Annotated in this window: 10 protein-coding genes; 6 read left to right on the top strand and 4 right to left on the bottom strand. The window is 42.3% G+C overall.

Annotated features, from left to right (window positions below; all coding sequences use genetic code 11):
* Positions 1 to 227 precede the first annotated feature (227 nt).
* Positions 228 to 722 (bottom strand): hypothetical protein, encoded by a 495-nt coding sequence (locus tag Q8865_02280; protein MDP4152255.1) that lies wholly within the window; start codon positions 720 to 722, stop codon positions 228 to 230.
* 175 nt (positions 723 to 897) lie between these two features.
* On the bottom strand, positions 898 to 2,346 hold the full coding sequence (locus Q8865_02275) for a GGDEF domain-containing protein (GenBank protein ID MDP4152254.1): 1,449 nt from the start codon (positions 2,344 to 2,346) through the stop codon (positions 898 to 900).
* Between the two features lie 233 nt (positions 2,347 to 2,579).
* Here Q8865_02275 and Q8865_02270 point away from each other — a divergent pair, with 233 nt between their 5' ends.
* Positions 2,580 to 2,759 carry a hypothetical protein gene (locus Q8865_02270; protein MDP4152253.1) on the top strand — a complete coding sequence of 60 codons (180 nt, stop codon included), beginning with the start codon at positions 2,580 to 2,582 and terminating at the stop codon, positions 2,757 to 2,759.
* Between the two features lie 167 nt (positions 2,760 to 2,926).
* Here the strand turns inward: Q8865_02270 and Q8865_02265 are convergent, their stop codons facing one another.
* On the bottom strand, positions 2,927 to 7,378 hold the full coding sequence (locus Q8865_02265; GenBank protein ID MDP4152252.1) for an S-layer homology domain-containing protein: 4,452 nt from the start codon (positions 7,376 to 7,378) through the stop codon (positions 2,927 to 2,929).
* Between the two features lie 268 nt (positions 7,379 to 7,646).
* Between Q8865_02265 and Q8865_02260 the strand changes: the two genes are divergently transcribed.
* From Q8865_02260 to Q8865_02240, 5 genes are all read left to right on the top strand, one after another.
* A complete protein-coding gene (locus Q8865_02260; GenBank protein MDP4152251.1) occupies positions 7,647 to 8,585 on the top strand; it encodes a type II CAAX endopeptidase family protein in 939 nt (312 codons plus the stop codon).
* Between the two features lie 117 nt (positions 8,586 to 8,702).
* A complete protein-coding gene (locus tag Q8865_02255; GenBank protein ID MDP4152250.1) occupies positions 8,703 to 9,185 on the top strand; it encodes a pyridoxamine 5'-phosphate oxidase family protein in 483 nt (160 codons plus the stop codon).
* Positions 9,186 to 9,212: 27 nt separating this feature from the next.
* Positions 9,213 to 9,845, top strand: a complete 633-nt coding sequence (locus Q8865_02250) for an L-2-amino-thiazoline-4-carboxylic acid hydrolase (protein ID MDP4152249.1) — start codon at positions 9,213 to 9,215, stop codon at positions 9,843 to 9,845.
* 122 nt (positions 9,846 to 9,967) lie between these two features.
* Positions 9,968 to 11,824: an EAL domain-containing protein gene (locus tag Q8865_02245; GenBank protein MDP4152248.1), complete on the top strand. Its 1,857-nt coding sequence runs from the start codon at positions 9,968 to 9,970 to the stop codon at positions 11,822 to 11,824.
* Positions 11,825 to 11,914: 90 nt separating this feature from the next.
* The gene (locus tag Q8865_02240) at positions 11,915 to 12,493 is read left to right on the top strand and encodes a C39 family peptidase (GenBank protein ID MDP4152247.1); all 579 of its coding nucleotides are present in this window, start codon (positions 11,915 to 11,917) and stop codon (positions 12,491 to 12,493) included.
* A 46-nt stretch (positions 12,494 to 12,539) separates the two neighbouring features.
* Here Q8865_02240 and Q8865_02235 read toward each other — a convergent pair whose 3' ends face one another.
* A complete protein-coding gene (locus Q8865_02235) occupies positions 12,540 to 14,561 on the bottom strand; it encodes a GH25 family lysozyme (GenBank protein ID MDP4152246.1) in 2,022 nt (673 codons plus the stop codon).
* Positions 14,562 to 14,579: the final 18 nt, after the last annotated feature.

Genomic DNA, 14,579 nt, shown 5'->3' with positions numbered 1-14,579 from the left:
TTAAACTATCTATGTCATTTGTCTTCATGTCGAATGTCCTCCTTTTGATATGTCTTGTTGCAGTTGGCAGACCGCAGCTTTATTATATCAAAAGGAGTTTTTTTACTATACTCATCGCTAAAGCTTTTTCTGAACTCCCGGAATAGCCGGGAGTTTTCGTATTACAATAAAAGGCTTCTATCTTAAATTCATGATAGAAGCTTTTTTTATTAAATCGCTTTAGCTTATCAATAATATCTTCTTCTTCTGCGGCGCATTTCGGAGAGGAGCAGGATGTAAATAAGATCGCGCAGAGGATTTCTGTTTCCACGGCGACCATAGCGGTCATAACGGTCATAGCGGTCATAGCGATTGTCGTAATCAGGATAAACGATTGTTTCCTGAGCTTCGTTTTCCATGCCTTGGTCCATATCAGGGTACATGCGGCGCACGTCGTCATAGATGCGGTCTGTCATATTATCCATCATATCTGGAGAGGGCATTCCAGGGTACATATCCATTTCATCGCATCCTGAAAGAACAAATGGCTGTATCCTGTAATATGTATCCGGATATTGCGCCATATCTAAAGGCATGACGTTTTGCGGCTGATTCATCTGCATGGGCGGCTGATTCATCTGCATGGGCGGCTGATTCATCTGCATGGGTGGCTGATTCATCTGCATAGGCGGCTGATTCTGAGGCGCTCCTTGTATGTTCATTGGGTTTTCCTGTTTGTTCATTGAGAATTCCTCCGTAAGTATTTATTAAGATCGGATTATCGTTATATTTTATGAGCTTACGGAAAATTTGTTAAATGCCTAAAATTTAAAATCAGTCGCATTATGTCGCTAGAAAAATTCTGCTTTAAAAATAAAAAGCCGCCGAACATGCAGCAGCTTTTTAAAATTATAAAGTTTATTTGCGCACCTTGGAAAGTTTAGAAAACCATGCGCTCTTGTTCCGTTCTTCCTTTGCCAAATAAAGCGCCATGTCAGCCTGTTCGATCAGATCGATCTCATTGCGGGTTTTTCTATCGGCAGTCGAACCACCGATAGATACAGTCACGTTGGTTTTTATCCGTTTTTTGCCATCATAGAACTTATAATTTTCAATATTTTGTCGGATATTCTCTGCAATAACAGAGCCCATTTTTTCATCGATACCTGGAAGGATTATTAAAAATTCTTCGCCGCCATATCGACAAACAATTTTTGAAGTTTCAATACTGTTACATATGAGCTGTGCGATTTCCCTTAAAACTCTGTCCCCGATAACATGCCCCCATGTATCGTTGAATTTTTTGAAATGGTCAATATCGAGCATGAGCGCAGAGATACTGATATTAAAATAAAGTGAGGATTTAAACAGGCTTTGCATGAGTGAAAAAGCATATTTTCTTGAATACAGCCCTGTAAGAGGGTCAGCGCTCACATCCTTTTCAAGCTTGCTCAGGCTTGTCTGGATAAAATGGTTAAGTGCTGTAAGCCTTATGATGGTCAGAGCAAGCAGTAAAAAGCCAAAATCTATGATCGTCGCCGCATACCTAGCGGAATTAGCATAGCGGATAAAATAATAAATGCAGATCGCCATATAGACAATATCCAGCCAGTTTACAATAGTCGTAAAATTGCCAAAGCCGGTATTTTCAAATGGCAGGTCGAGCGTGGAATAATTTGACGCTGAATATCGTTTGATAAGCAATATCACGATCGCCAGCACCACAAGTTCAAACGCCTGCATATAATCTGTTAGTTTATATGTATTTATATTAAAAATAACTTCGAACGAATAAATAAAGTCGCCGATCGTCCAAATCAAAACGCCTAGGGTAATCGGTATATATAATTTATTGTCGTCTACGACATATATTTTATTTATATAAAGATAATACGCCAGAAGCAGGAAATCCAAAACAGGGTAGATAAGGTTAATAAGCATGGGATAGTTTAGATCAGACAAATTTATCTGCGTTGAGAAAGACATCCGGTCAAAGTAATAATATATTATATATGCGATAATTCCGGTTATAAGGAAATCAATAACAAGTAAGAGGGTCATCTTATTGACGGGTGAAGACTTAAACGCAGGGTTCTTGAACAGGCTCTTATTCCGGTTTTTAAGAAACAGAAACAGGCAGAGATAAAAGAGGATAAAAAACACTGTATCTGCCGGCACGTTGAACGGTATGCTTATCACATCATAAGTGATCTCGCCTATAATGAAAGAAATGTCGGCAAAAATAAAGTATTTCATATCATAATCTTTTGATCGATTAAAGTGCCACAAAAGAATTATGAGCGTAATAACACAAATATAGAGCGAAAGATCTTTAAATATAGGCATTTTGAGAAAGAAAAGTTCCATAGTTGCCTCTCCAGTCACCATGAATCACATCTTTTATATTTTATATATTTTTATTAAAAATACCTTAAATTTGTATATTTATGCTGTTTAGATAATTATAACATTTATTACTGTAATTTACCAGTAAAAATTTATAAATCTAATCTAAATATAAAAGAAAAAGAAAAATTTTATAGTATTGTACTATTCTGCTAAATTATTTACTGTTTCTGTGTAGGATTTTTGCACAGCTTATGTCAGGTAATAGCGAAAAAAGCGGAGCATTTACGCTCCACTCAGCATATCGAAAAACTATGTTTTCGATATGCTGGCAGACGTATAAAAAGGACAGGCAGACGAAGAACAGGAGCTCGTCGCTGTATGCGGATACAACAGAGCGCCTGTTCGTAAAGTTTGCAAAAGTGCCCCTGTAAGAGGACGCTTGCGCATTTTGCGTTTTCAAACCGTAACCTGAAGAGCGCGTTTAAGGCTACATACTTCCATTTTGTCTTATCAACTATATGTAATCGCTTTTGCGGTGCGTGTACTTTTTTAACAGGCTTAAGCGGAGCATTTATGCTCCGCTTAAAATATGTTACGTCTAATCGATAAGGTTTGATTTTTCAAGCAGATTGTGTGTGATAACTGCGACTTCGGCTCTTGTTATATTGTCTTTTGGAGCGAGGGTATCGGCGGCTCTGCCTGAGACGACGCCTGTTTCGACACAGGCCTCGGCGCCCGCTTTGGCAAAGTCAGCAATACTTGCACTGTCGGCAAAGCCTGAAAGCACGCTGGCATCATCTTTGACGTTAAGTCCTGTTATTTTCATGGCTCTTGAGATCATTGCCATCGCCTGTTCGCGCGTGATCTTATCGCCAGCATGGAACGTGCCGTCACCATAACCGTTTATGATTCCGCTCTCAAACGCAGTGCCGATAAACTTGCTGTCCCAGTCTGAAGAGGAAACATCGCTGAAATCGTTTGAGCCGGTCACGGGCACAAGTCCGAGAGCTCTCACGATTATTGCCGTAAATTCACCGCGGGTGATGTCTCTGTCAGGCTCGAATTTATTATCTCCAACGCCGGTAATTACCATTCTTGAGCCCATGTTGTCGACAATATCCTTTGACCAGTGATTTTCGACATCGGCATAAGCCACATGGTTACAGATAAGGGTATATGTATCATTTGTCATACTCTTTATCTTTGCGTAATATTTGCCGCCTTTCTGTTCAATCTCTGTCGGAACATGGCGAAGACTTCCGTCAGCGTCGACTGCGGCTGCTGTTGTGATCTTGCTTGCGTCTGTCCCGTCCGGGATAGCGATAGTTTTTTCGACATATGAATCAAATGCTGTGATTTGTTTTGTCTTGCCGCCGCCTTCATATGTGACAGAAAACTCGACAGGTGATGCTGCCGTAGTGACGCCTTGCGATGATGACGCATCACTGATTGTTTTCGTCACGTTGTCAGACGGAGCTGAGATAGAAACTTCGAAAGTAATATCACTGATATTTGCGCCTAGATCCTTTGCGGCGGCGTCAATATCGATAAGGCTGGGGGGAAGGGTGCATGATGCCGAGCCTTTGTCGAATGTCACAGCGGCGTTTTTATCGTTAAGCTCTTTAATTGCCTGCCCGCTGAGCTTTCCTTTAGAGGCTGATGAATCACCTGTAAACGGCACCGTAACAGTTACACCGCTGTCAAATCCGGATAATGCCTCGGAAAGCTTTTGGCTGTCTATTGTTACTATTTCTTCTGATTTGCCGTTCTGAATGTCATTTTTCAGCGTTCCGGCAGGAAATGTCTTGCCGTCAACTTTCACCGATGCGTTATAGTTTGAAGCTGAAGAAGATGCTGACGATCCGCCGCCGTAAACCGGACTGGTTGAATTCCAGTTTGCATACAGGTATAAGGCATTTTCAGGCATTATTGAATCGGAGGTGTAATGCGTACCGGAACCGTTTTTGCCGGTATACCATCCATTAAACGGATAACCGTCACGCGTTGCTGTCGGAAGCGTTCCGAGCTTCGAGCCGGAGGCGAACCAGTCACTGTCGGGGGCTGCAGCGTCGCTGTTTGTGTCGAATGACACCTCGTAAAACTTTGTGCTGCTGTGATTATCGATCACAAGTTTGCTGCCATCGGCTTTGTTGAACAAATCCTCGCCGTATGTCTCTCCCCAGTAGTTGTTGTTGAGTGTGACCGTCTTGTCTGCCGGATCTGTTCCCACATCTGCGTATACGTTATATTCAAGGTTGCCGTATATGTTGTTCTTGCTTATCGTATCCGTTGAAATAGACGAGTAAGCGGCATCAGTATAATCAGCGTCATACGCAAGGAACAGTCCTGATGCATTGCCCGATAAATTGTTTCCGCAGACCTTGTTCATGCCGGAGCCAAGGCAGCTTATTCCGAATATGGAATTTGTGACGGTGTTGCCGTAAACCTTATTGCTGTTTGATATAAGGAAAAGGATGCCGCTCGCTAAATATGACGGGTCACCTAAAGCGCTGTCGGAGTCTTTATCCACAGGCGCTGAATCTTCAGTGATCCCGGCTATAACGTTATGATCGATCACATTGCTGTTGCAATTCGGCCCTAACAATATCCCACCCAATGTGTCAGAAACAGTGTTGCCGCGAACTATGTTGTTATTTGTGCTTTCCGGGATAACAGGCAAGCCTGGAATCTCAGGATCGTCTACAACCATGCTGTGTGAAATATCATTATCAGAATATTCGGATTTTCCGAAAACAGATTTACTCGTGTCCCTGCTTTGAATGATGTTTTCGGCCGAGTTTTCAAAATTGCTTAATACAGAGTCGTCAGCGATTTCGCTTTGACCGTTTTCAAGTGAAGATCCCATTTCGTAAGGATCGATCAGCAGGATGCCGTATGCCTGGCAATGCTCTATGTCATTCCCGCTTATGTTGTTGCTGCTGGAAAGCAATACGCCTATTCCCATGTCGCCTGATGAGATCTTGTTGTTTGTAATGTTGCATCCCGTTACGGCGCCTAGCGTTATGCCGGATGAGAAATACGAAGTATCATCAGGAGCTTTAATAGTAAAACCGGTAAAAGTGACATTGGCGTAGGAAATGGTCACTATTGAATCGTTGCTGCCTTCAGAGCATATGATAGAATTGCGGTTATCGCCTTTAAGTGTCAGTTCCTTATTAATCTCGGGAGTCTCGTTATACGTTCCGGCATAAACGTTTATGGTAGCTCCCGGGAAAGCCGCGTCAACAGCGCTTTGAATGGTGGCAAAATCCGTTACGCCCCATCCAGGCGTTGAAGATGTATAACTTGGGTTTACGAAAAGATCACTGTATTTCGGAATATCTATCTTGACGGGTTCACTAATCTCACCGGTTGCGTTTTTTACGACTACATACAGATCCTGTTCGTTTGCCGTAAGGTTTGAAATGTTTAACATGTCAATGTCTGAAGTGCAGGCGGTTCCCGTTCCGCTTGTGTCGATTTCGGGGGCAGGCGCTCCGTGCTCAACGGCTTTATAATAATATGAACCGCTTTCTCCTGAGTAAATATATAAACGTGAGTCGGTTTCACTGCGGTATGTTACTAAAGCTATTATCGTCGGAAGGGATTTTACAGATATGTTTTTGTTGTAACTTATCACCGATATATTAAAATCTTCGGTTCCATCGCAGTAAAGGATATGCGGTTTCCCGTCAGAACCGACTGCCATGCTCATCGCATAACCCTTTTCACTGGTCGCAAAGTCCGGCCCAAGCGTCGACCATGATGTGCCGTTATATGTAATCACTTTGATTTTATTGCCGTTTGCAGTGTCACAGTAAGCGATGTAGATATCTGAACCGTTCATAGCCATAATCATGTAATCACTGCCGGTGTAAGAGGATGTGTCTCCCAGAACGCTCCAGGCTGATCCGTCCCATTTCTGCACAACGGGGGTTGAAGCGGTTGCATTTATGTTGTTATAGCCGACATATAAGTCAGACCCGTTGGCGAAAATCTGCGCAAATCCTGCCTCGCTCGCTGAAAAACCTGCTGTTCCGACAACGCTCCAGCTTCCGTCTGCGAATTTCTTGACCGTGAGCTTGCTGCCACTGGTCTGATCGGGATAGGCGATATACGGCACATCGGAACTGTCAAGTGCCAGTGAAAAATTGAAGCTTATTGAATCTGCCCAGCCTGCCTCGCCTGCGGCATATGTGCCGCCCAGAACATTCCATGCTCCGTTTGTGTATTCAGCCACAGACAGCTTATATTGAAAATCAGAGATCGAGCTGTTATACTCTAAGTTCTGATACATTACATAGGGATTGTTATTAGAGTCGAATTTTAGAAAAACGCCTTCTGCAGCGGTCGATGAAAACTGCCTGCTGCCAACATATGACCAGCTTCCGTCTGAATATTTCATAACGCTGACTTTACCCGAATTTACAGGGCTTTCGTCATAGTCAGAGAATGCGATATACGGAACATCGTTTTTATCGCATGTTATCATAATGGAGGTAGGAGCACCGTCAGTGAATCCGGGCGTGCCTAACGTGTTCCAGGTTTTACCGTCAAACTTATAAACGGTTGTTTTATCGTTTTTTGATGTATCGCTGACAGCTGCATAAGTGTTGCCTTTGCTGTCGGTCGCCATGTGAGCATCGTAATAAAAGGAAGAGAAACCCTTTGCACCGAGATAGTTCCAGCCATCGTTAAAAGAGACCTTGAGGGTATTTGACGGCCCGTCGTTTATGGCGATAAGATAGACATCCTTACTGCCGGTCAGGTTTGGAATATCTATTTCGTTTTGCCCGCTTATTATTTCAGTTCCGTTTCCTATTGTGTCGATATTCGGTCTGGGTGAGCCGCTGTCAACAACGGTGTAATATATAGTGGCATCTGAATTAGAAGTGAAATTGATTTTGCCGGTGTTTCCATCCCTTACAGCGGTCGCGTTAGAAAGCAAAATAGTCGCTACTACGGCATTTGCGCTTGGCGCCATGCCTGGCACTAGGGATATGACCATTGCTATTGTCAGTATAATGCTGATTGCTTTTTTTAACTTCATTTGCAGGTCTCCTTTTTAATGTATATTTAAATGAAAATCCTCACGCATTTAGTCGACAATTTTAATCCTTTTATAACAATATACTCCTAAAACTCCATATGTCAACAGTTCATTTTTGTTTTAAAAATAATGTTACTAATTTCACAAAAAAGGCAGTCGATGCCCCCTGCATATTGGGAATTTTTATTAATCGTAATTGATATTATTTATTAATTGACTTTTATAAATTTGATAATATAATTGATTTAATAATCTTGGAGGGACTATTATGGAAAAAGAGAAATCAGCGGCAAAAAAGCGTCTTATTATATTCACTTCGCTCACGATTGTGATTGCATGGTTTGTTTTTATGCTGATACCTATCTGCGGTCTGACCTACGGAAAGGGGACAGTGCCTATTTTGATCCTTGCGGGGGCAATGTTTGTCCCGGCGCTTTCCAGTATACTTACAAGGCTCATAACTAAGGAAGGCTTTCATAACATGTATCTGCGCCCCCGCTTTAAGGGACATGCAAAATATTATCTGTTTTCATATTTTGCGCCTACGCTTCTAATCATTTTAAGCGCGGCAGTATACTTTTTGATATTTCCCGGGTTATTCGATCCACAGTTTTCAACTATAAAACAGGCGGCAGAGGCAAGTGGGAAAACGGCTGCTAACGCAGAGCTTGTGATTTTCGCTCAGTCACTTGAGATCTTAATCATCGGGCCTATCGTTAATATAATTCCGACATTGGGAGAAGAGCTTGGTTGGAGAGGATACCTGCTTCCGAAACTTCGTATGTTTTTCTCTGACCGGGCGGCACTCGTAATAACGGGAGCAATATGGGGCGTTTGGCATGCGCCGATAATCGCAATGGGGCACAATTACGGAACTAAGTATCTGGGCTATCCTTGGCTTGGCATCTTTGCGATGATCGTGTTCTGCGTTGCGCTTGGAATCGTTGAAGGCTACATAACTATCAAAGTTGGCAGCGCTATCCCTGCCGCCATGATACATTCGGCTGTAAATGCCGGCGCAGGCTTTCCTATATATATGATAAAAGGCGGATATAATACACTGCTGGGTCCTGCTATTACAGGATTAGTTGGTGGACTGCCCCTTATTATGTTGGCTGTAATCCTGTTCATTAAAGCCGGAAATAAAACGAGCAAAATTGACGTGCAGGGGATTGCCCAAGAATTAAGTTTGGACGCAAATCGCTAATTAATAACAACTATTTGAAAGGCTCCTGCGCTGGTTAAAAGCCTAGGAGTCTTTACTTTTGTTATTTAGCATGATATACTTAAAATAGTTTATAATATTTTACTAAAAAGGTGAATTATGAGAAGAAGAGACAGAGAAGTAACCAATATTGAAGAAATCAGAAAAATCATCGACAAATGTAAGGTATGTAATCTTGCAATGGTAGATAAGGGCACCCCGTATGTGATACCGCTCAATTTTGGCTATACCATTGAAGGGGACATGCTGACGCTTTATTTCCACAGCGCTAAAGAAGGACGCAAAATCGATATATTGAAGGAAAATAATTCTGTTTGCTTTTCGATGATGGTCGAAGGAATGCTGGGGCATATCGAAAATCCATGCAATTCGGGATATTATTTCGAAAGCGTGATCGGCTTCGGCAAAGTTGAATTTATAACGGACGTTGATGAAAAATGCAAAATTCTTTCGAATATAGTAAAGCATCAGTCAAATCAGGATTTTTCTTTTACTCAAAAACATACGGACAGCATAGCTATATATAAAGTTACAACGAACGATTTCGTCGGTAAAATAAAGCCAAATCCAAAACAAATGTAAATATTACATATTAAAAGGGATAAAAATATGGACTTTGCAATATTATCAAGGGCATTATGGCTGCTATTTCATAAAAGCTTCGGAAGCCAAATCGAAAACAGCTATGATAAAAACTTTTCAAAAGAAGTCATGAGGCTCGCAAAAAAGAATTATTTTAAAATAATAAGCAATCCTCCCGTAATCGGAAAGCATAATCCCATGTTGATCAACATTCTTTTCGCCGCTTTTGTGGCGTCGGTCTATAAGGCTGGGAATGGAAAAATATCCCCCGCAAAGATGGGTGTGATAATGTCTGACGGTGTGGAGCAGGTATCATTGTTCAAAAAATTCATTGGCATCAACGATTATTTCAGTAAAAGCTGGCAGGATAAGCGGCATAGGCAGACATTACAGACGCAAAAAAGAGAATATCCCGACGATTTTGTCTGTGAATTTATTTACGGCGAAACTTTTGATGAGTACGGAATCAATTATTATGAGTGCGCTCTCTTTAAGCTTTTAAAACGTGAAGGCTGTCCAGAGCTTGCCCCGCAGATGTGTAAATTCGATTATGTCATGGCAAAATATATGAATGCTGATTTTAAACGCACAAAGTCGCTGGCAACCGGGGGAGACTTCTGCGATTTGCGATACAGCAAAAAAACTTTAGAAAAAAGCTAAATAAATAACTGTTTTATTCGATATATAAAAATAGTATAATATATCTGAAAATTTAACAGGCAATGAGGCCTTTGAAAAACTTGCGTTTTTCAAAGGCTTTTCTTTATTTCTGAGGTGATTTTATGGAATGTATCAACATAAAAACAGCAGAGCAGGATACCTGTTCTGTCAAACATATCATCGAAAGCGGAAAACTTACAGTCAAATTTCAGCAGATCATTTCGGTAAGTAGAAAAATGGTCATCGGGGTAGAAGGGCTGATAAGGGGCACCTTTCCAGATTCCGGCGAATCGATAAATGCCGACACGCTTTTCCGTTTAGCAAAGGAAGAAAAAGTATCACTTGAACTGGACAGGGCTTGCAGGGAAAAGATCCTTGGCGAGTTTAACAGAGTCTATGATTATGACCGGGAAAAACTGCTTTTTATAAATCTCGATTCAACTATACTCGAACATTCAGTAGGATCAGGGTATCTTCTTAATCAAGTCAAAAAAAACAAAATCGACCCGTCTAATATTGTAATTGAAATAAGTGAAAAAAATGTTCAAAACGACGTTACGCTAAAAAGATTTGTCGATGCCTACAAGCAATACGGCTTTATGGTCGCGCTTGATGACGTTGGAACCGGCTTTTCTAATATGGACAGGATCTTGCTCGTAAAGCCCGATATAATAAAAATCGATTATTCACTCATAAGAAACATACATACCGACTTTTATAAACAGGGCATATTCAAGTCATTGGTCATTCTCGCAAATAAGATAGGTGCGCTTGTCATTGCAGAAGGAGTAGAGAGCGAGGACGAAGCAATACAGGTCTTGCGGCTCGGGGGACATATGATACAGGGCTTCTATCTGTCAATACCGGCAGAAATCGAAGAAGAAAGCTCTTTTTATTCAAATGATAAAATAGATTTACTGAGCAACAAATTTAAAAAATATATTAATTTGCAATATGCGCAAAAAAGGAACAAGTATAAAGAACTCAATAAAATCGTTAAAGAATCGATAGGAACGCTGACCGAAAAAAACTGCGAAGAATTTGACAGCTCACTTAAAGAAATCGTATCGGACTGCGAAAAAATGGAATGCGCTTATATACTTGATGGTAGTGGTATCCAAATAAGCCAGACCATCTGTTCAAATGATGAAAAATCCAAGCGCGATAATCGGTTTTTTTATTCAGCCAAAAAAGGAACCGATCATTCCATTGAGAAGTATTATTATCCGCTCACCAGTACAAAACGGAAAAGATATACGACTGAGCCATACATCTCCCTGGCTACCGGCAATCTGTGTGTTACGATTTCAGCAGTTTTTGAAAGCAATGATAATAAGCCCTGCATCTTTTGTGCGGATTTTATAACAGACGAAGATGCTTATAATATCGAAGTAAGAAGTCCCAACGTGCATGCGCCCGTCAGAGTAAAATCCGATATTGCGGGGATTATCTTCAAAATCAATGATGAAATGTTCACCGACTGCTTAACAGGCGCTTACAACAGACGCTATATGAAAGACAAACTTGCCGAAGATTTAAAAACCGGTCAGCCGCTCTCCATCATACTGGGCGACATAGATCTTTTTAAAGAGGTAAATGATAGGTTTGGGCATCTGGCGGGAGATGATGTTCTTAAGGAGTTCGTAAGTATAACAAAACAGTGCATCAGAAAAGACAATGACTGGATCGCTCGTTATGGCGGTGACGAATTTTTGATAGCACTTGTCAATGCGAATGAAACAGTTGCAGAAAGGGTCATGGAAAAGATAAGATGCAGGTGCGAGAAGACGCCCGTCATTTATGAAGATGCGGAAATTCATTTTACTGTGAGCTTGGGAACCTATACATCGCATTCTCCCAGCACAACGCTTGAAAAGATAATAGGACTTGCGGATAAAAATCTGTATGCTGCCAAAAATTCCGGAAGGAACAAATCAATAAACGCAGGTGGCCGATCGGAGTCATTTCTGATTACCTGATATTTACTTATACACATAATTCGACATAATAACATATAAGTAGACTGAGGGGATCGCTCCCTATCAACTTTCAAGGGTGAAGTGGTCGTTATGACAGATAATTATTATAATGAAGATATACAAAACTGCAGAAATTTCATCCATGTCCCGCTATGCTATCAGGAAACCGAATATACCTGCGGAGTTGCGTGCACCCAGTCTATTCTAGCTCGCTACGGCATTTATTACCGTCAGAGCGCGCTTGCAGGCATTTTGCGCTCACAGCCGATTTTGGGCACAGACTATCAAACCATACTTTACTTTATGCAGCTGCTCGGGCTTAAGGCAGCTATGGCTGAAAATATGGAGATCGACGATCTTAAAAAATATATCAGCAGAGGCATAACCCCCATGCTTACAATACAGGCTTGGCCGGAAGATGAAATCGAATATCATTATGACTGGAAAGACGCACATTATATCTTAGCGTGCGGGTATTATGACAATGGCATATTTGCCATGGACCCGTATACGCTTGGAAATTACACTTATCTTAGCTTTTCAGAGCTGCTCAGACGCTGGCATGCGGTCGATAAAGACGGCGTGCGTCATATTAAAAGCGGTTTGATCATAGAATATGAAAATTGCCCCATAAAGTATAATCCAAAAGCGATTAAGCACCTTGGTTAATATAAAGCAAAAAGAGACTGTAAAACAGCCCCTTTTATAATTTAGATCAATAATTTTTAAAACAAATATTCATATCGACAAGACCTGATATACCGTCGACCTTGCCGCTTGACGCATACTGCCACATTTGATAGTTGTAATAAAAGGACGGTTTTTGCGAATACTGGGCAAACCAGAAATCATATTTTAGTACGCGGCTTAAGTCGTATTTGACATATCCTTCATATGAATTGAAGTAAATCATAGGCTTATAACCCGCATTGGCGATAGTGTCGCAGTATGAAGCGGCAGATTTGCACAGGGTGTCTGTATCAAGCCCGTATGTCCGGGCAGTGTTTTTTCCGATAACTTCCCAGTCAAAAGTGACCGGATATGTAACGTTATATCCCTTGATATGGGAAAGGACGAAATTTGCTTCATCTTTGGCTTCGTCCGGCGTGATCGCCTGTGAGAAGAAATAGACGCCCACCTCGACGCCGGCATCCAGCGCCCCTTTAATGTTGGAATCAAAATTTTTGTCCAGATAAATGCCTCCGGAGGTATAGCCGCGGTATCCCAAACGAATTATTGCATAGTCAACGCCTGACGCCTTGACCTTTTGCCAGTCGATCGTTCCCTGATATTCGGAAACGTCTATGCCGATTTTCGTTTCAACTCCTGACTTATCATAGTGCATGATACTGTTGTCAAGCCGAAAGCTGTCCGGGTCATAGCTTGCAACGGGCACGTCCGGCAGAACGTCAACGGTATAAGAGCCGTACTGTATCGTCTGCTGCTGCTTAGGCGCTTTTTCGGTATTGTTTATCCGCCATACTATTGCGCTGATCTCCGCACGGGTAAGACTGCTGTCAGGCTTGAATAAGCGAACTCCGTTATCGCTGCTGCCTTCGATTATACCCGCATTATAAAGGGCAAGGACATACCCGTCCGAGGTATCGGAAAACGGTGATTGGATTTGGGAAACGGGCAGGTTAAGGGCTTTTGCCGCGATCTGCGCGATCAGCAGCCGGCTTATTGGTGAATCCAGATCAGAAACAGCTTTTTCATCAGCCAATCCGTCAGAAACGGCAAGTTTGAGATAACCGCTTGCCCAGTGGCTGCCGGTGGCAGCCTGCGCACCATATCCGGCGGCTCTGAGGATGAGCTTCAGGGCTTCTCCGCAGGTCACCGTATTATTTGCCTTAAAGGTGCCGTCAGGATAACCGCCGATTACCCCGCTGCAGCTTAAGTCGCTTACATAGCTGTAAAACCAGTCGCCACTTGAAACGTCGGAATAAGGATTGCTCACCGCTGTTTCAGCCGCCCAGTTTGCAGACACCTTCAGGTTATCCGAGGCTATATCATCGGCGCTTATCTGCTTTCCGGTGTCTGTGCGCCATCCCTTGAATATGTATCCTGAACGCTGTGGCGCTTGAAGCGTTCCGTAAGGCTTTCCTTTTTCATAAAAGACGATGTCATGGTCGACATTGCCGCCGCCGGCATCATAAATTATGTAGGTGAAGTCATGAGAGTCGCTGTTTCCATAGTCGCCGTAGAGATAGAGCTTTGCCTCAGCCAAACGACGCACGACCAAATTATCGTTCACGGTAGTCCCAGTGTGACACCATGCACCGATCGCATTAACGACTTCGATGTCCTTATAATTCTTGATGCCGCCAATCAGATAGCCGCTGATACGGTTGGAAGGGTCCATCCAGCTGCTGCCGAGATTATATGTAAAACTGACTAATGCATCATATTGATTCTGCGTAAGCTCGATATTATATTTTGTCAGAAAGCTGTTTATAGAAGTTTCATTTGCGGAAAGCGCATCTTTAAGCAGCTTTTCGGCGTCCTCTTTTGAAATGCCGTTTGGGTAATCATTTTCGCCGCAGGCCGTGCCATAGCCTATATACCATTTCGATCCGCCGGACTGTGCGTACTGTGAATATCCCTCGAACCCTTCGATAAGATTGATACCTGCGTCGCTGACGGTCATGCTGCTTCCCGTTTCGGCTGCGCCTGCGGGGATGACCGCCGAAATCACGAAACAAAATGCGAAAAACATGCTGAGAATCCTTTTTTTCAACTGGTTTCAAACCTCCTG

It is taken from the genome of Bacillota bacterium, from assembly GCA_030705925.1.
In the GTDB taxonomy this organism is placed as follows: Bacteria; Bacillota; Clostridia; order Oscillospirales; family Feifaniaceae; genus JAUZPM01.
The sequence above is the reverse complement of the archived record's forward strand: the minus strand, read 5'-3'. Positions and strand labels throughout refer to the sequence as shown.